Source organism: Pseudomonas sp. FP1740 (assembly GCF_030687165.1).
Lineage (GTDB): Bacteria > Pseudomonadota > Gammaproteobacteria > Pseudomonadales > Pseudomonadaceae > Aquipseudomonas.
The window spans coordinates 1,695,165-1,712,300 of the sequence record NZ_CP117461.1 but is presented as its reverse complement, the minus strand read 5'-3'; the positions used below and the strand labels follow the sequence as shown (position 1 = coordinate 1,712,300).

Annotated in this window: 16 protein-coding genes and 2 pseudogenes; 9 read left to right on the top strand and 9 right to left on the bottom strand. The window is 58.2% G+C overall.

The window, feature by feature from the left end; translation table 11 throughout:
* Positions 1-2 precede the first annotated feature (2 nt).
* The 4 genes from PSH69_RS07535 (at position 3) to PSH69_RS07520 (ending at position 4,237) form a co-directional block, all read left to right on the top strand.
* Entirely contained in the window at positions 3-1,514 is a 1,512-nt protein-coding gene (locus PSH69_RS07535; RefSeq protein WP_019648047.1) for a cytosine permease, read from the top strand.
* A 228-nt stretch (positions 1,515-1,742) separates the two neighbouring features.
* Positions 1,743-3,122, top strand: a complete 1,380-nt coding sequence (locus tag PSH69_RS07530; protein ID WP_007942152.1) for a sodium:solute symporter — start codon at positions 1,743-1,745, stop codon at positions 3,120-3,122.
* An 84-nt stretch (positions 3,123-3,206) separates the two neighbouring features.
* A complete protein-coding gene (locus PSH69_RS07525; RefSeq protein ID WP_305411561.1) occupies positions 3,207-3,932 on the top strand; it encodes an MBL fold metallo-hydrolase in 726 nt (241 codons plus the stop codon).
* Between the two features lie 53 nt (positions 3,933-3,985).
* Positions 3,986-4,237: an acyl carrier protein gene (locus PSH69_RS07520; RefSeq protein ID WP_026286702.1), complete on the top strand. Its 252-nt coding sequence runs from the start codon at positions 3,986-3,988 to the stop codon at positions 4,235-4,237.
* A gap of 186 nt (positions 4,238-4,423) precedes the next feature.
* On the opposite strand, the gene PSH69_RS07515 is transcribed toward PSH69_RS07520, so the two are convergent.
* Positions 4,424-4,552, bottom strand: coding sequence for a PA1414 family protein (locus PSH69_RS07515; protein ID WP_007914492.1), 129 nt, complete (start codon positions 4,550-4,552; stop codon positions 4,424-4,426).
* Between the two features lie 140 nt (positions 4,553-4,692).
* Positions 4,693-5,586, bottom strand: coding sequence for a LysR family transcriptional regulator (locus PSH69_RS07510; protein WP_086946450.1), 894 nt, complete (start codon positions 5,584-5,586; stop codon positions 4,693-4,695).
* 104 nt (positions 5,587-5,690) lie between these two features.
* Here PSH69_RS07510 and PSH69_RS07505 point away from each other — a divergent pair.
* Positions 5,691-6,880 (top strand): annotated as a pseudogene (locus PSH69_RS07505) (MFS transporter).
* Here PSH69_RS07505 and PSH69_RS07500 read toward each other — a convergent pair.
* The 3 genes from PSH69_RS07500 to PSH69_RS07490 all read right to left on the bottom strand — a co-directional run bounded on the left by PSH69_RS07500 (position 6,816) and on the right by PSH69_RS07490 (position 10,530).
* Positions 6,816-7,748, bottom strand: a complete 933-nt coding sequence (locus PSH69_RS07500; RefSeq protein WP_028939950.1) for a DMT family transporter — start codon at positions 7,746-7,748, stop codon at positions 6,816-6,818. The pseudogene PSH69_RS07505 and the gene PSH69_RS07500 sit on opposite strands and share 65 nt — an antisense overlap.
* 165 nt (positions 7,749-7,913) lie before the next feature.
* Positions 7,914-9,359, bottom strand: a complete 1,446-nt coding sequence (locus PSH69_RS07495; RefSeq protein WP_305411560.1) for an NCS1 family nucleobase:cation symporter-1 — start codon at positions 9,357-9,359, stop codon at positions 7,914-7,916.
* A 334-nt stretch (positions 9,360-9,693) separates the two neighbouring features.
* Positions 9,694-10,530, bottom strand: coding sequence for a S1 RNA-binding domain-containing protein (locus PSH69_RS07490; protein ID WP_007942143.1), 837 nt, complete (start codon positions 10,528-10,530; stop codon positions 9,694-9,696).
* Between the two features lie 351 nt (positions 10,531-10,881).
* Between PSH69_RS07490 and PSH69_RS07485 the strand changes: the two genes are divergently transcribed.
* The 3 genes from PSH69_RS07485 (at position 10,882) to PSH69_RS07475 (ending at position 12,943) form a co-directional block, all read left to right on the top strand.
* Positions 10,882-11,070 carry a hypothetical protein gene (locus tag PSH69_RS07485; protein ID WP_017337097.1) on the top strand — a complete coding sequence of 63 codons (189 nt, stop codon included), beginning with the start codon at positions 10,882-10,884 and terminating at the stop codon, positions 11,068-11,070.
* Positions 11,071-11,279: 209 nt separating this feature from the next.
* Positions 11,280-11,996 carry a TorF family putative porin gene (locus PSH69_RS07480; protein ID WP_028939948.1) on the top strand — a complete coding sequence of 239 codons (717 nt, stop codon included), beginning with the start codon at positions 11,280-11,282 and terminating at the stop codon, positions 11,994-11,996.
* A gap of 77 nt (positions 11,997-12,073) precedes the next feature.
* Entirely contained in the window at positions 12,074-12,943 is an 870-nt protein-coding gene (locus tag PSH69_RS07475; protein ID WP_064619623.1) for a DUF6279 family lipoprotein, read from the top strand.
* 18 nt (positions 12,944-12,961) lie between these two features.
* On the opposite strand, the gene PSH69_RS07470 is transcribed toward PSH69_RS07475, so the two are convergent.
* Entirely contained in the window at positions 12,962-13,354 is a 393-nt protein-coding gene (locus PSH69_RS07470; protein ID WP_018929896.1) for a hypothetical protein, read from the bottom strand.
* A 264-nt stretch (positions 13,355-13,618) separates the two neighbouring features.
* Between PSH69_RS07470 and PSH69_RS07465 the strand changes: the two are divergent.
* Positions 13,619-14,295: pseudogene (locus PSH69_RS07465) on the top strand (DUF899 domain-containing protein).
* A gap of 139 nt (positions 14,296-14,434) precedes the next feature.
* On the opposite strand, the gene PSH69_RS07455 reads toward PSH69_RS07465, so the two are convergent.
* From PSH69_RS07455 to PSH69_RS07445, 3 genes are all read right to left on the bottom strand, one after another.
* Positions 14,435-14,995, bottom strand: a complete 561-nt coding sequence (locus PSH69_RS07455; RefSeq protein WP_305411558.1) for a hypothetical protein — start codon at positions 14,993-14,995, stop codon at positions 14,435-14,437.
* A 340-nt stretch (positions 14,996-15,335) separates the two neighbouring features.
* A complete protein-coding gene (locus PSH69_RS07450; protein ID WP_305411557.1) occupies positions 15,336-15,569 on the bottom strand; it encodes a hypothetical protein in 234 nt (77 codons plus the stop codon).
* A gap of 127 nt (positions 15,570-15,696) precedes the next feature.
* A protein-coding gene (locus PSH69_RS07445) for an IS3 family transposase (protein WP_305411556.1) occupies positions 15,697-16,859 on the bottom strand; the annotation gives its coding sequence in 2 pieces (ribosomal slippage) (positions 15,697-16,607 and positions 16,607-16,859; 1,164 coding nt in all).
* Positions 16,860-17,136 lie beyond the last annotated feature (277 nt).

Here is a 17,136-nt window from a genome sequence, read left to right as displayed (position 1 = left end):
TCATGAATAACAACAACAAAGACCAAAGCCTTACGCAAATTGAAACCTACGGGGTCGAGCAGATCCCGGACAACGAACGCACCGCAGGCCCGACGGACTTGTTCCGGATGATCTTCGGCGGTTCCAACACCTTCGCCACCGCCGTGCTCGGCAGTTTCCCGGTACTGTTCGGCCTGTCTTTTCAGGCGGGCGTCTGGGCGATTGTGCTGGGCGTGTTGCTGGGCTCGCTGATCCTCGCGCCGATGGGCCTGTTCGGTCCACTCAATGGCACCAACAACGCCGTGTCGTCCGGTGCGCACTTCGGCGTGCACGGGCGGATCGTCGGTTCGTTCCTGTCGCTATTGACCGCTATCGCCTTCTTCTCGCTCTCGGTATGGAGTTCGGGTGATGCGTTGATCGGTGGTGCGAAACGCCTGATCGGCCTGCCGGAAACCGACCTGACCCTGGGCCTGGCCTACGGTCTGTTCGCGATCCTGGTGCTGACGGTGTGCATCTACGGCTTCCGCTTCCTGCTGTGGGTCAACAAGATCGCCGTGTGGAGCGCCAGCCTGCTGTTTCTGCTGGGCGTCTTCGCCTTCGCCGGTCCTTTCGATGTGAACTACGCCGGCAGCGTCAGCCTCGGTCAACCGGGTTTCTGGGCGGCTTTCATCGGCGCTGCGCTGGTGGCGATGAGTAACCCGATTTCCTTTGGGGCGTTCCTCGGCGACTGGTCGCGCTACATCCCGCGTGACACCTCCAAGCGCCGGATCATGGCTGCCGTGGTGATCTCGCAGATTGCGACCTTCATCCCGTTCCTGTTCGGCCTGGCCACCGCCACCATCGTAGCGATCAAGGCACCGGACTACATCGCGGCCAACAACTACGTCGGCGGCCTGCTGGCGGTGTCGCCGAGCTGGTTCTTCCTGCCGGTGTGCCTGATTGCGGTGATCGGCGGCATGTCCACCGGCACCACGTCGCTGTATGGCACCGGGCTGGACATGTCCAGCGTGTTCCCTCGAGTGCTGTCGCGGGTCAAGGCCACGCTGCTGATCGGCGTGATGTCGATTGCCTTCATCTTCATCGGGCGCTTTGCGGCGAACCTGGTGCAGAGCGTGTCGACCTTCGCCGTGCTGATTATCACCTGCACCACTCCATGGATGGTGATCATGATCATCGGCCTGCTGGTGCGTCGCGGCTTCTACTGCCCGGATGACCTGCAAGTGTTCACCCGTGGCGAAAAAGGTGGCCGCTACTGGTTCACCCACGGCTGGAACTGGCGTGGTCTGGGCGCCTGGATCCCGAGTGCCGCGGTCGGTTTGTGCTTCGTGAACCTGCCGGGGCAGTTTGTCGGGCCGCTTGGAGATCTGGCTGGCGGGATCGACATCAGCCTGCCGGTAACCCTCGGCCTGGCTTCGCTGGTGTACCTGACGCTGCTGAGCCTGTTCCCGGAGTCGGCTGCGGTGTTCGGCCCCAACGATGCACGCAGCAAGGGCACGGATTCGCTCGGTAAACCGGCGATGCGACAAGCCGCCTGATTCAACACAGTGGTCAACGGAACTTCCGTGGCGAGGGAGCTTGCTCCCGCTCGACTGCGCAGCAGTCGCAAAACAGGCTAATGGCGTTTCTCCAGAAGAAACCTGGTTGCAGGATTTGGGGATGCTTCGCAGCCCAGCGGGAGCAAGCTCCCTCGCCACAAAAAGCGGTCTCATGGCCATATTGCTATTCAGCCTCACCATAAAAAAGACAATCGGAGACACGCCATCATGGCTTTGGATTTATTCGTCGTACTCATCTACGCCGCCGCGATGCTGATGCTCGGCTATTACGGCATGCGCAAGGCCAAGACCAACGAAGACTTTTTGGTCGCCGGTCGCAACCTCGGCCCGAGCATGTACATGGGCACCATGGCCGCCACCGTTCTGGGCGGCGCGTCCACCGTCGGCACCGTGCGCCTGGGCTACGTCCATGGCATCTCCGGTTTCTGGCTGTGCGCGGCACTCGGCTGCGGGATCGTGGCGCTGAACCTGTTCCTCGCCAAACCGCTGCTGAAACTGAAAATCTACACCGTTACCCAAGTGCTGGAAAAACGCTACAACCCGATGGCCCGCTCCGCGAGCGCGGTGATCATGCTGGCGTATGCGCTGATGATCGGCGTAGTTTCGATCCTGGCAATCGGCACCGTGCTGCAAGTGCTGTTCGGCCTGCCGTTCTGGGTCTCGGTATTGCTCGGCGGTGGCGTGGTTGTGATCTACTCTGCGATCGGCGGCATGTGGTCCCTGACCTTGACCGACATCGTCCAGTTCGTGATCAAGACCGTCGGCCTGATGTTCATCCTGTTGCCGATCTGCCTGTACCGCGTTGGCGGCTGGGATGAATTGGTGTTGAAACTGCCGGCCACTGCCTTCAGCTTCACCACGATTGGCTGGGACACCATCATCACCTACTTCATGATCTACTTCTTCGGGATCCTGATCGGCCAAGACATCTGGCAGCGTGTGTTCACCGTCAAGAGCGCCAAAGTGGCTCAGGTCGCCGGTACCTTCGCAGGCTTCTACTGCATCCTTTACGGCCTGGCCTGCGCCCTGATCGGTATGGCCGCTCACGTGCTGATCCCGGACCTGGACAACGTCAACAACGCTTTCGCCGCCATCGTCAAACTGTCCCTGCCGGACGGTATCCGTGGTCTGGTGATCGCCGCGGCCCTGGCGGCCATGATGTCCACCGCCAGCGCCGGCCTGCTCGCCGCTGCCACCACACTGACCGAAGACCTGCTGCCAAAACTGCGTGGAGGCAAACAGTCGAGCCTGGGCATGAACCGCCTGTTCACCCTGTTGACCGGCATCGTCGTACTCGGCATCGCTCTGGTCGTACATGACGTGATCAGCGCGCTGACCCTGGCTTACAACCTGTTGGTGGGCGGCATGCTGATCCCGCTGATCGGCGCGATCTTCTGGAAACGCGCAACCACCGCCGGCGCTATCGCCAGCATGGGCCTGGGCTTTGCCACTGCGCTGTTGTTCATGATCAAGGACGGTATGGACGCCAACACTCCGATCTACTACAGCCTCGGCGTGGGCCTGGTGAGTTTCGTGGTGGTCAGCCTTCTGTCCCGTCGCCCGGCCGTAGTGGCGAGCGCTGCCTAAGATTTCTATAACGACCTGATGCTTTCTTCGGCGGGTGTGGCGTCGGTTGCCACACCCGTTTTTTTCGGCTGAAGGAAACTGTTTATGAAGATCGTCAGCCGTGATCAGTGGTTCGAGGTCAAACAGCTCAGCGACGGTATCCGCCTGATTCACGAGCCGTACATTCGGCCTTTTTACCGCTGCAACCTCTGGCACATTCAGGGCCGCGACAAGGACTTGCTGCTGGACAGCGGTTCCGGGCTGGTCAGCCTGCGCGAGCAATTGCCGTGGCTCACCGAACGACCGCTGGTAGCGGTGGCCAGCCATTGCCATTTCGATCACATCGCGGGCCATCACGAGTTCCCCGAACGGCTGGTGCATCCGGCCGAAGCGCAGATCCTCGCCGAACCCGACGGCGACAACACCCTGAGCAAGGCTTTCGTCGGTGACGACATGTTCGAGGCTCACCCCGACTGCCCATTGTGCTACGCCGAATACCGGGTCAAAGCCGCGCCGGCCACCGGTTTTATCGAAGACGGCGACGTGCTCGATCTCGGTAATCGGGTCCTGCAAGTGCTGCACACGCCGGGTCATTCACCCGGTGGCATCAGCCTGTATGAAGCGGCGACTGAAACCCTGTTCAGTGGCGACATCATCTACGACGGGCCGCTGATCGAAAACGCCTACCACTCCAACCTCGATGACTACGCCCGCAGCCTGCAACGCTTGCGCGCGATGCCGATCCGCACGGTGCACGGCGGGCATTTCGGGAGCTTTTCCGGGGAGTATCTGCGCTCGATGATTGACGAGTGGCAGCGCCGACACGCCTGAAGCCTGCTGTACTCAGCGTCAGGGACCTCATAACGTTCTCGAAGAAGGATCTCATGACAAGAGCCGCCGTTCGTGCCGCCGTGCATCGTCGCATCCGCCGCCTGCTGGAAAACCAGGATGACTTCGACGACAACACCAACCTGATGCAGTTGGGATTGGACAAAGAGGATATTGAAGAGCTGATCTTCCGTCTGGAGGATCAGTTGGGGTTGACGGCGTTTACCGCCGAAGAAGACCGGATGCTCAAGACTGCCAGGACGGCGAATGACTTGACCCGGTTTTTGATTGAGATTGGGCGGTATTGAAACGGATTGCTAAATACATCCGATGGGCCGAACGAACCTCTGTGGCGAGGGAGCTTGCTCCCGCTCGATTGCGCAGCAATCGCAAGCTGCACTCGCGCTCAACCTGACCCACCTGAGTGGCGATGAATGGGGCCGCTGCGCGCCCCAGCGGGAGCAAGCTCCCTCGCCACAGGTGATTTGCCAGACTTACCTACGGCGCTGCTGGCGGCGACGTTGTTCGTCATCAGTGCGAATTGGCACCGGTTGCAGAGGCGGTTCAATCAAACCGAGTGCGACACCCAGGTCATGCAGCCAGTTTTGGATTTTCTCTTTCATGATGCCCCCCTTCAGGGTCGTGCCGAGCGGCCGAAGTTCTGTAGCCCCTTCGCACTGATAATAGTCCGAAGTCCTACGCAATGCTCGCTCAAGATCGCAATGATCTGTTACTGAATTGATCCAAATCCTTGGACGTTAGTTCAAGAAATTGACTGGGCCTGGACCATGGTCGACGGATACACCGCCTGCTGTTGCTCGATCCACGCGTTCAGATTGGCGCCGACCATGCCTTTGCGCCACATCAGCCAGGTGGTCGCGCTGGCAAACGGCTCGGCCAACGGGTGCACCGCCACGCTTTCACGCCCCGGCAGACTGGCGAGCATCGACTCCGACATCAGCGCCACGCCGGAACCGGCAATCACGCAGGCCAGCATTCCCGGATAAGACTCGATCTCCATGGCCCGGCCCATCGCCGCATGGTCATGGGCAAACCAGGCTTCCAGGCGCATCCGGTAGGAGCAGCCCTGGCGAAACGTGAACACCGAACGCCCTTCGACATCCAGCGCACTGCGCACCGGCGGATGATCGGCCTCGCTGATCAACACCAACCGTTCGTCGCACAACGGCACGCCGTCGAGCCCGGCCAGTTCCAGCGGGCCGTCCACCAGCGCCGCATCGAGGCGCCCGGTGAGCAGCCCTTCGAGCAGTTCACCGCTGGGGCCCGACTGCACTTGCAGGTTCACCGCCGGGTAGCGGCGGTGATAACGCGCCAACAGCTCTGGCAAGTGAATTGCGGCGGTGCTGTACATGGTGCCCAGTACGAAATCCCCGGCCGGTTGCCCGCCCTGCACCGCCGCGTGAGCTTCGTCATGCAAGGCGAACAGCTTGGTGGTGTAGTCCAGCAGGACTTTTCCCGCAGGTGATAACTGCAAACGCTGACGCTCGCGTACGAACAATTCGACACCCAGTTGCTCTTCGAGCTGTTTAAGCCGGGTCGACAGGTTGGAGGGCACGCGATGCAGGCGTTCGGCGGCTCGCGTAATGGAGCCCTCTTCCGCCACCGCTTGGAAGATCCGCAATTGGCTGAATTCCACGCCATTCTCCAAATCAGAACAAGTTTCTCACTATTATTCATTTTTAAAGAAAGTCAATCAGTCCTAGCCTGACGGTCATTGATCCTCGAAACGGAACTCAGACCATGTCCCCGCTGATTCGCTTAACCGCCAGCTTTGTCGCCCTGATGATGGCCATGGGCATCGGGCGTTTCGCCCTCACCCCACAACTGCCGCACTTGCTCAGCGAAGGTCAGATCGACCTGACTGCCGCTGGTCTGATTGCCGCCGCCAACTACCTTGGTTACTTCGTCGGCGCGGTGGATGCGATGTTCGCCCGTCGCCCCGATCAGGTTCGCAGGCGCCTGCTCGGCGGTTTGTGGTTGTGTGTATTGCTGACCCTGGCCTCGTTCTGGGCCAACGGGTTCTGGGCGCATCTGGCGCTGCGTTTCGGCACGGGCGTGGCCAGTGCCTGGGTGCTGGTGATGATTACCGCGTTGAGCCAACCGCTGGCAGCGGCGGCCGGTCGTCCGCGACTCGGCGCCTTGGTGTTTGCCGGACCGGGTCTGGGGATTTTTCTGACAGGGTTGTTGGCCTTGGGCTCGAACCTGCTGGGGCAGACGTCCGCAACCTTGTGGCTGGTGTATGCCGCTGTCGGCCTGGTGATGCTGCTGGCGATTCTGCCGTTCCTGCCGCAGCCGGCCGCCACTTCAACGGTGATACCGCTTGCCACCAAGTCGGCCGCCCAAGGCGTCGGACGCTTACCGGTAATCTATGGGTTGTACGGTCTGGGCTACATCATCCCGGCCACTTTCCTCTCACAAATGGCCAGCGCGCAGTTCCATGGGCAATGGCAAGCCGATCTGTTCTGGCCGTGCTTTGGTCTGGCGGCGGCGACCGGGGTCGTGTTGGTGAGCCTGCGTCGGCACAACCCGAACGCAACTCGTCATTGGCTGATGGCGACGCTATGGCTACAGGCCGCCGGGGTGTTTGCTTGCCTGTTGGGCAGCGGTGCCGGCCTGGCGCTGGGGGTGATCCTGTGTGGCGGGCCGTTTCTGGCCTGCATGCAACTGGTGATGCAGCGCTCCCGGGAACTGGCGCCCCACGCCACCCAGCGCAATGCCGGGCTGCTGACCGCGTGCTTCGCCGTGGGTCAGCTCAGCGGGCCGTTGCTAGCCGCGTTGAGCAGCCATTTCAGCGGTGGCTTGCAACCCGCGCTGGTGATCGCCGGCGGCGGTTTTATCATTGCGCAGGCTTGTTGCTGCGCCCGATCAGGGTTGCCCAAGTGCTTTGCGCAAACGACGGCGCACCCACTGCTCTGCGCTCACAAAAGTGATCCCGAGCAAAACCAGTACCGCGCCGATCACAAAGTTCAGGCTCAGCTCTTCACCCAGCAGCACCACGCCGAACGTGACGCCGAACAACGGCGTCATGAACGAAAACACCGCGAGGTTCGCCGCCAGGTAACGGCGCAGTAGCCAGAACCACGTCAGGTAGCTGAAGAACGACACCACCAATCCCTGAAACAGCACGCTGGCCACCGCCACCGTGGTCAGGCTGACATGGGTGACCTGACCACTGAGGATCGCAATCAGCAGCAGGCCGACGAAGCCGACGATCAGTTGATAAAACAGCGTCAGGGTCACCGGCGCTTCCGACAGGCGCGAGGCGCGCACCACCACGGTGGTCGCGCCCCACGACGCGCCGGCCAGCACACCCAGGGCATCGCCCATCAACATGCGGTGGTCAAGATTGTCCCAGGACACACCACCGGCAAACGCAATGGCAATGCCAATGAACGCCAGAAAAATCCCCAGCCACTGCACCGGTCTTAAACGCTCACTCGGCAGCAACCAATGCACGCCCAACGCGGTAAAGATCGGCGCGGTGTAGAGAAATACCGACATATGCGCCGCCGTGGTCAGTTGCAGACCTTCGGCAATGAAGAAGAACTCCAGGCCAAACAACGCGCCGGCCAGCAAGCCGCCGCGCCAGGTAGTCCCGACCTGATCCCAACCGCCCTTCCAGCAGATCAATAATCCTACAAGCAACGCGGAAATACCCGACCGCCCCGCCGCCTGCATGACCGGCGCGATGTCGGGCGCGGCCCATTTGATCATCACCTGCTGCACACCCCAGATCAGGCACAGCCCGACCATCACTTGCAGGGCAAACCCATCGGCGCTACGCCGGGTGGCGCTCACCGGAACACCTCGACAACACAATCCATGGCAGTGACTCGACAGTAAAAGCAAAGCCCCGGCCTTCCTGCTGAACAGAGGGTGCCGGGGCGAAAAATTATGCTGTCGATTATTAACCAGATGGACAGAAAAAGGTGTCTGCAAAAGACCTTTAAATCGCCACGTACGTCATCCAGCGATGACCAGCGCCGCCGATTGCTGTGCCTGCTCGCGCCTGGCTAGAGCGAAGTACAGGACGCCGCCGAGGAAGCAGCCGGTGAACCAGGCGAAGTTGGCCATCGGCTGCAACACCGGGATGAAAGTGATCGCAACGCCCATCAGGGTGGCAGGAATCAACGCCTTGACCGCCGTCCAGTTGATCCCGCCGCTGTAGTAATAACGCCCGCTCGGGCCGTCATTGAACAGCGCATCGACGTCGATCTGCTGCTTTTTGATCAGGTAGTAATCCACCAGCAGAATCCCGAACAGCGGGCCGATGAACGCCGCCAGCACGTCGAGGGTGTAGTGAATCACTTCGGGGTTGTTGAATAGGTTCCACGGGGTGATGAAGATCGACGCCATGGCGGCGATCATGCCACCCGCACGCCAACTGATTTTGCTTGGGGCGACGTTGGCGAAGTCGAATGCCGGGGACACGAAGTTGGCGACGATGTTGATGCCGATGGTCGCGGTGACGAAGGCAAAGGCGCCGAGCAGCACCGCCACGCTGTTGTCGATGCGCGCCACGGTGGCGATCGGGTCGTGAAGCATTTCACCGAACACCGGCAAGGTGCCGGAAACGATCACCACGGTCACCAGCGAGAACGCCAGAAAGTTTACCGGCAGCCCCCAGAAATTGCCGCGACGCACGTCATTCATGCTGCGGCAGTAGCGACTGAAATCACCGAAGTTCAGGGTCGGACCGGAAAAGTACGACACCACCAATGCCGTTGCCACGATCACCTGGCCGAAGGCTTCCCAGCCAGACAGGGATTTCTCCGCCAGGGTGAAGCTGATATTGCTCCAGCCGGCCTGCCAAACGATCCAGCCGGCGAGCAGGAACATCACGCCGTACACCACGGGGCCGGCCCAGTCGATGAAGCGGCGGATCGACTCCATGCCGGTCCAGAACACCAGCGCCTGGACGAACCACAGGCTGAGGAAACCGAACCAGCCGAGGTAGGACAAACCGGCAAAGTGCGGTTCGGCGTAGGCCGCCATCGCAGGAAAAAACCGCAGCACGACGATGATGAGTGCACTGGACGCCAGGTACGTCTGAATCCCGTACCAGGCCACCGCAATCAGGCCGCGAATGACCGCAGGAATATTCGCCCCGAACACCCCGAACGCCAGTCGGCAGATCACCGGGTAAGGCACCGCGGCTTGCTGACTCGGCCTGGCCACCAGGTTGGCGATCAACTGCACGATGCAAATCCCGCCGAGCAAGGCAATCAACACCTGCCAACTGGCCAGCCCAAGCGCAAACAAGCTGGCGGCGAACACATAGCCGCCGACGCTGTGCACGTCGCTCATCCAGAAGGCAAAGATGTTGTACCAATTCCATGTCTGCGGCAGTGGCCCCAGGTCCTGGTTATACAGGCGCGGGCTGTAGCCATTGGGCAATTGTTCGGTCATCGCGGGGCTCCTCGAAAGTACAGGCGCGGCCCCCGGGATGGGTGTGGCGAGCACACTGCGTACGGGAGCCGGCATGGTTTGTATACGAGTTGCTACGCAGAATGCGTGCCATACGATCTAAAGGTGTGACAAATCTGGCTTCCAACCCTGTTCAGAGCACAGCCTTCAAGTCGTAGAGGGGGTGATAATGCCCATGAACAGGGCGTCCGCGCCTGCAAACGGTGCAGGGCGTTATGTATACAAAGAGATGGGTGACTGCTACGCAGAAGGCTACCGTAGGCTGGATCCTTTTTTGATCACAACCTGCGGTAGCGCCTACCGGGGCCGGTGCAGGTCAGCTGAGTTCGATACGATCAGCGTGAATGACGATCTGGCCGTTCTTGTACAACGCACCGATGGCCTTTTTGAAGTTGCCCTTGCTGACGCCGAACATACTGCTGATCAGCGTCGGGTCGCTCTTGTCGCTGACTGGCAGGGTGCCGTTGTTGTCGCGCAACTTGGCGAGAATCTTCGAGTTCAGACTGGTGGCAGCGGCTTCGCCCACCGGCTGCAGGCTCAAGCTGATCTTGCCGTCGGCACGGACTTCTTTGATAAAGCCCTTCTCTTCTTTACCGGCGCGCATGAACTTGAAGATTTCGTTCTTGTGGATCAAGCCCCAGTGCTTGTTGTTGATGATTGCCTTGAAGCCCATATCGGTCGCTTCGGCTACCAGCAAATCAACTTCCTGGCCCGGGGTGTAGTTGGCCGGGGTCTTGTCCAGATAACGGTCCAGACGTGCCGTCGCGGTGATGCGCCGGGTGTGTTTGTCGAGGTAGACGTGCACCACGACATACTCGCCGGCAGTCATCTGGCGCTTTTCTTCGGAATACGGCAGCAGCAGATCCTTCGGCAACCCCCAATCCAGGAACACGCCGATGCTGTTGACTTCAACGACTTTCAAACTGGCGAATTCACCGACCTGAACTTTCGGCTTTTCGGTGGTGGCGATAAGTTTGTCATCGCTATCCAGATAAATAAAAACGTTGAGCCAATCTTCATCTTCGCTGGGAATATCTTTGGGAATATAACGATTAGGCAGAAGGATTTCGCCGTCCGCGCCACCGTCCAGATATAAACCGAAGTTAGTGTGTTTAACCACTTGCAAACTGTTGTAACGCCCGACTAAAGCCATGTCCAATACCCTCATTGCGTGGGCGGCATTCTACCCGGTTTTGCGGGCTACGTTCGGCGGGCCGGCTCGGTGGCGCGAGAAAATCCGCGCAAGGCCCTAATTTCCCTGGGTTTGGCGGGCGTGTTTGGCCGCTCGTCAGGCCGTTCGGGTGGTCTGGACGGTGGCCAGCCCATCCGAAAAGCACTATTTTTCCACTGAGGTTTTTAGTTAAAACAGCAGCTTAGGGGACTATTCCAAATAATAACTTGCGATTATTCGCGCACCTGCCGTGTGTATTTCGGGAGGATATTTACCAAGCAATTGTCAAGTATTTCCTGTACGATGCCTGGCCAAGTTAATTTCTACAGGTTAATGGCCGCCATGCGTGTAAAAGCATCCAACAGCAAAGCAAAGCCAGCTCCAGCCGTTGAAACCAGTGAATCGATCAACAATCAGATCGCTGCGTTCCTCAAGTCCGGTGGCGAGATCCAGCAAATTGCCAAAGGCGTCAGCGGCCAGACGTTCGGCCCGTCCAAGCAGATCACGCTGGGCAAAAAGTAATTCCCCCGTTTTAACTGGTCCCTAAGCGCTTTGAGCTTCGAAGCGCTTGGACTGGAACCCTCCAGCAACACCCCATAAAACAAATCAATATTTCAACAATCGACGAACGGCCCTCGATGCCGAACATTCGCCGGTATGCTTGCACGTGTCTGGATCAAGCGTTTCAGCAGGTTTTCACCACCTGCTCCTCGCAGCTCATGGAGTGACGCATGCTCAAGCCCCCTTTTCTCCTGCTCGCCAGCCTGTTGTGGTGTTCCGTCGCCCATGCGCAAGTCTTCCAGCGCGAATTGGGCGATTTCGATCTCAAACTCGCCACCACCCCCAGCCGCAGCATGGCCCAAGGGCTGGTCAAACCCTCGACGACCGGCTCGTTCCACGGTGGCCTCGACCTGAGCCACGACAGCGGCTTCTACGTGGGCCAATGGTCCCCCAGCATGGGGCTTAGTCCTTCGAGCAACCTTGAAGTCGACTCCTACATGGGCTTTAAACAGCCCTTCGATCACTCCCTCGGCTACGAAGTGGGCATGATCCATTACAGCTATCCCAAAGTGGATACCCTCGACAGCCAGGAGTTGTTCGGCGGCCTGACCCTGCTGGGCAGCCGCTTCGGCGCTGCCTTCAGCAACGACCCGGACAAACAGAACAGCACCCTGTTCGCCGACCTAAGTGGCAATCAGCCGTTCGGCATCGGGGTCAGCCTGAAATACACCACTCACCAGCTCAATACGCCGGTGTCCGTTGACGGTGGATATGTAGGCAGTTTTACCGACTGGTCGGTGAAATTGTCCCGGCCGTTCATGGGTATCGACCTGGACTTGATCTACAGTGACTCAAGCCTGAGCGGCAGCGATTGCTCCGCCTATTCCGGCCACAATAGCGAGTGCGACGGTCTGGTCACTCTCAAGGCTGTACGCGCCTTCTATTAATCGGCTGAACTGCCAGGCTCGTCCTGCGTTCACATAAAAGAACCCAATAAAAAACCAGGTCTTCGCAAGGGCTTGCCATGTCGCATTGGTTGAAACAGATCACCGTCATCCTCACGCTCAGCCTCACCATCGCCGCCTGCACCCGCGTGGGCCTGGCTTACCGCAACCTCGACGTGATCATTCCCTGGACGCTCAGCGACTACCTGGACATGAACCGCCAGCAAAAAGACTGGTTGAACGAGCGGCTCAAGGAACACCTGCGCTGGCACTGCACCACGCAACTACCCGGCTACCTCGACTGGCTGAATCGTTTACAGACCATGATCGAGACCAACCAGATCACCGACGCCGAGCTGCAAGCCCGTACCCAGGAAGCCAAACAAGCCATCGCCGAAACCGCCCGGGAAATTACCCCATCGGCCATCGAACTGTTGCAAGGGCTGGATGACAAGCAAGTCGCGGAAATGAACGACGCTTTCGCCAAGGACCTGCGCAAACGCCAGGAGGAATACCTCAAGCCACCTCTAGAGCAACAGATCAAAGAGCGAAGCAAGCGCATGGAAAAACGCCTGAATGCCTGGCTCGGACCACTCAGCCCAACCCAACAGCAACGGGTGATGGCTTGGTCGAGCGCCCTGGGGGATCAGAACAAAGAATGGATTGCCAACCGCGTCCATTGGCAACAGCAATTCAGCGCGGCGGTCGCGCAACGTCAGAGTCCGCAATTCCCACAGCAAATCGAGACACTTCTGGTTGATCGCGAGAGTTTATGGACCCCCGCTTACCGTGTGGCCTATGCCAACACCGAAGCCCAGGCTCGGGCATTGCTGGTGGACTTGATGGCCGAGAGCACGCCGTTTCAGCGTCAACGGTTGCTGCATAAGATTGAAGACATGCGCAAGGACTTCACTGATTTGAAATGCCTGAAAGCGGCGCAACGAGGATAGGTTCTAAAGCTGCAAGCTTCACGCAATCTGAGCCTTCGACGCCACTTCATCAAACGTCAATTCATCCAGCGCATCTTCCTGCTCATCCAGCACCTGGCGCGGATGCTCATTTCCCGGGATGCTGCTGTCGATCAGGCTCAACAAACTCGAGCCCCGGGGTGTCAATATGTAATTCTCGCCATTGCCACCCTGATCCTCCGGCCGAGGCTCGATATACCCCCGCAACAGCAGTATTTTTTCGTACTCACCGGCCATCGTTTTCAGGCGATCCAGATTCTCGAACGGCTCGCCCGCGGAGGCTTTCGCCGCCGCATACTGCTCGGCATAAGGCCGTGGAGTGAAACTGCGGCCAGCACTGTTCTGCACTTCGTGCAGTAAATGCTCGATCAAATCCCAGTTATAAGTCGTCATCCTGATCAACCTCCAGTGCCCACGAGTGAAATGGCCTTCATAGGTTGTGACCGACAGGGAGTGCAGCCGTTCAGCCGAGTTCTTTCCCCCAACCGACCGGCGGCCTGTCGATTTGAGCGCAGGCCAAACGACTAGGCTGTGTAAGACGGTTTACCCCTCTGCGCGGATCGACTTTCGCCACAGCAAGCAGGAGAAATCAGCATGAACATACAGAATCATCCGGTCGTGTCCCGGGAAGAATGGGTCGCGGCCCGCAAACAACACTTGGCCCACGAAAAAGCCTTCACCAAAGAACGAGACAAACTCAGCGCCGAACGCCGCGCCCTGCCCTGGGTAAAAATCGACAAACCCTACCGCTTTCAGGGCACCAACGGCGAACTGAGCCTGACCGACCTGTTCGGCGGCCGCAGCCAGTTGATCGTCTACCACTTCATGTTCGCCGCTGGCTGGGACGAAGGCTGCCCAGGCTGCTCGTTCCTCTCCGACCACATCGACGGCGCCAACCAACACCTGGCCCACCACGACGTCGCCGTGGTCGCGGTTTCCCACGCACCGTTCGCCGAATTCCAACCGTTCAAACAGCGCATGGGCTGGCAATTCGACTGGGTCTCATCTGAAGGCTGCGACTTCAACTACGACTTCGGTGTCTGCGCCCGGGCCGAAGACGTCGCCACCGGAAAAGCTACCTACAACTACGAAAAACTGACGGCGTTGAGGAAGAACTCCCAGGGCTTAGCGTGTTTTATCGCAATGAAGCGGGGGAGATTTTTCACACCTATTCAACGTATGCGAGAGGCCTGGATCTGCTGGTCGGTGCCTACAACTACCTCGACCTAACGCCCAAGGGCCGTAATGAAGAGGAAATCATGGAATGGGTGAGGCATCACGATCGGTATGAAGACAAGGTGTCAGCTAGTTGCTGCCATGGGGGGAATGCTTGAAGGATGAAGACTATAGTCAGCCCGGTAGCCCAAAAGGCGACCGGGTTTGGCGACCCAACCACGGAGAGTCCCTATTAATGACAGAGATTCCACCCATGGATAGATACATGTGTCGCCCGATTTACATAGTGAATGTCCTTTACGCGGAAGGTACGCTCTTCACGGGAATGCGTTCCTGAGGCTGAGTTATATCGTAGACATGCTGCTCACAGCGGCTACCAACAAACTGGAACTCCACCAAATAGACCTTGCTTCTTTCTGGTGTGAAAGTGGTTTTGATCGGGCCGCAGCTATAGATACTCCCAACACCCGCGCCATTCGAATAACCCGACACCTGGAATGGCTGATCGACATCCGCCTGCACTTCCAGCTGCGGGAAGCGTTTAAGCGTGGCGCTGTTGGCCGCTTCGTTGAGTTTGGCGATCCAGCCGAAGACCTTGCCCTGACCTGAATCCACCACGGTGCCAAGCACCTCCATACGCTTGTCGGGATCCGCTGCGCGAAGGATCGAGAACTCTACCGGGGTAGTGCTACCTGATGCTTTCATGATGATCTTGGCGTGTTGCGCATCGACGGCCACTTTGTTCTGGTGCAGCTGAATACCGTCCGTCAACAGGCTGGGGGAAGAGTCCCGGACGTTGGAATGGCAGCCCGGTAATGCCAGAATCTGGGTGAGTGCTAGTAGTGTGGTTCTTTTCACGTCTGAATGTCCTTTAAAGCGTATGTTCGGCTGATGAGAAAATATTTGTCAAAGCGGCGCGTCATAAACGCTGAGTTCGCTATAGGGGGACTGCCACATCCCAAAATCAGACAGATTTATTTTCTGGCCGTCGCATAAAACCAAACAAATAAATCCGTCCCCTTTTCTTTCCGTCGATTAGCAAGGGTGGATGTCAGGAAAAATGGGCACGCTAAACATGTTAAGTAAGTGCCATTCTGGTCTGTCCCCGTACCCCTAATCCGTCCCACTTTTCTGCGCACACTTACTCAAAAAACCTAGTCTGTCCCCGGTTACCCTGTTCAGGGCTAGACAATCAAACCTACTTCGTATTCGACACATAAGGATTAATACCAGCCTTTATCAACCGCTTTTGTAATGCGAACAGCATTTTCATTGCTGCTTCGGTACTCTGCGAAGCCTCTAGGGCTTCCAGCTCTGATATCTCATCCTCGCGCATAGCAATCTGATGTGATCCAGCATCGTATCGTACAAAAAACCGATCCCCGCGAGCCCATATCTCCATGTCGCTGAACTGAAATAGCTTCTTGTCCATACCCCACCCTTACCGAAAAACATTAGAAACAGTGTAGCCTCCTGGCTGCACAGGATTTATCACAGCTTCTGGAAAACCTCCAGGACTAGTAAATCCACCGGGTCTCCAAAAGTCATTTGTGTAGTGGTCAACTAATCCCGGACACGACGTTAAGTTTTTCTTCGGCCCGAGCTGGCGCCAGCCCACCGTTGAATTGATGGGGTCGAACCCAGTTGTACCGATGCATCAAGAAGTGGCTGATATCGCGCTGGGCTTCTTGAGCCGTTCTGTAGCCCGTGGTCGGTATCCATTCCGTTTTCAAGCTGCGGAACACGCGCTCCATTGGCGCGTTGTCCCAGCAATTTCCTCGGCGACTCATGCTCTGGCGCATGCGATAACGCCACAATCGCTGACGAAATAGCCGGCTTGCGTATTGCGACCCCTGATCTGAGTGAAACAGCAGACCCGAAGGCCTGCCACGCTGCTCGTAGGCCATATCCAGGGCCTTGATCACCAGTTCAGCGTCCGGCTTTTCCGACAACGCCCAGCCCACCACCCGGCGCGTGCAAAGATCCAGCACGACCGCCAAGTAATGCCATTTCCCCTGGGCCCAAATGTAGGTGATGTCGCCGCACCAGACTTGATTCGGGGCTGGCACATCAAACTCACGGTTCAAGGTATTCGGGATATCGAGTCTTTCTACTGTCGCTCGTTTGTAGGCATGTGAGCCGGGTTGTTTACTGACTAAATCAAGCTCGCGCATCAAGCTGCGTACTTTGAATCGACCGAGCTGCTCACCGTCTTCACGCATCAGCGACAGGATGCTGCGGCTGCCCGCCGCACTGCGACTTTGCGTGAACAACTCGCTCACCCGGCTGCGCAACCTAAGCCGTTCAACATCGGGCGTGCGGCGCCTAAGACGCTGGGCGTAGTAGCACGAACGAGTCACTGCAAACACTTTGCACAGCCAATCAATCGGTTCATGGACGCTCAGCTGATTGATCAGCGTGTACGCCCGTGATCTTCCGACATCAAGAGCGCGGTAGCCTTTTTTAAGATGGATTTCTCTCGCTCAAGTCGGGCGATACGAGCTTCCAGTTCCTGAATTTTTTGCTGTTCCGGGGTCAGTGCTTTGCTTTGCGGGGTGACACCTTGACGCTCTTGCTGAACCTGCTCGACCCAGCGGCGTAGCGCAGACTCGCCGACGCCGAGTGAACGGCTGGCTTCGATGTAGCTGTAGTTTTGCTTGAGCACGAGGTCGGCAGCCTCGCGTTTGAATTCAGCAGAAAAGGAACGGCGTTGTTTGGTCATTTGACACCTCGATCTGGCGAGTATTCTCGCCTAAATGGGTGTCCGGTTTCATTAGACCACTACATTTGCGCCGAACTCATTAACTGACGGAATGCGATATCCATCGACTTTTGTAATATTCACTAGGGCTGGATTGTTACCAAGATACCCTTTATCAAGTCCCAGATATTGCTCTAACTTCGAGACATCCCCGTTTGCGCGCGATATCGCATCTTGCGCAACACTCTTAGGCAACACCCAAGTCTCAGTCCTACCAATGGTCCCAGCGCCGAAAAAA

Excerpts from the sequence above, each read along its gene's own strand:
- PSH69_RS07535 (WP_019648047.1), top strand. The coding sequence starts at position 3 with ATGAATAACAACAACAAAGACCAAAGCCTTACGCAAATTGAAACCTAC.
- PSH69_RS07530 (WP_007942152.1), top strand. The coding sequence starts at position 1,743 with ATGGCTTTGGATTTATTCGTCGTACTCATCTACGCCGCCGCGATGCTG.
- PSH69_RS07525 (WP_305411561.1), top strand. The coding sequence starts at position 3,207 with ATGAAGATCGTCAGCCGTGATCAGTGGTTCGAGGTCAAACAGCTCAGC.
- PSH69_RS07520 (WP_026286702.1), top strand. The coding sequence starts at position 3,986 with ATGACAAGAGCCGCCGTTCGTGCCGCCGTGCATCGTCGCATCCGCCGC.
- PSH69_RS07515 (WP_007914492.1), bottom strand. The coding sequence starts at position 4,552 with ATGAAAGAGAAAATCCAAAACTGGCTGCATGACCTGGGTGTCGCACTC.
- PSH69_RS07495 (WP_305411560.1), bottom strand. The coding sequence starts at position 9,359 with ATGACCGAACAATTGCCCAATGGCTACAGCCCGCGCCTGTATAACCAG.
- PSH69_RS07490 (WP_007942143.1), bottom strand. The coding sequence starts at position 10,530 with ATGGCTTTAGTCGGGCGTTACAACAGTTTGCAAGTGGTTAAACACACT.
- PSH69_RS07485 (WP_017337097.1), top strand. The coding sequence starts at position 10,882 with ATGGCCGCCATGCGTGTAAAAGCATCCAACAGCAAAGCAAAGCCAGCT.
- PSH69_RS07480 (WP_028939948.1), top strand. The coding sequence starts at position 11,280 with ATGCTCAAGCCCCCTTTTCTCCTGCTCGCCAGCCTGTTGTGGTGTTCC.
- PSH69_RS07475 (WP_064619623.1), top strand. The coding sequence starts at position 12,074 with ATGTCGCATTGGTTGAAACAGATCACCGTCATCCTCACGCTCAGCCTC.
- PSH69_RS07470 (WP_018929896.1), bottom strand. The coding sequence starts at position 13,354 with ATGACGACTTATAACTGGGATTTGATCGAGCATTTACTGCACGAAGTG.
- PSH69_RS07450 (WP_305411557.1), bottom strand. The coding sequence starts at position 15,569 with ATGGACAAGAAGCTATTTCAGTTCAGCGACATGGAGATATGGGCTCGC.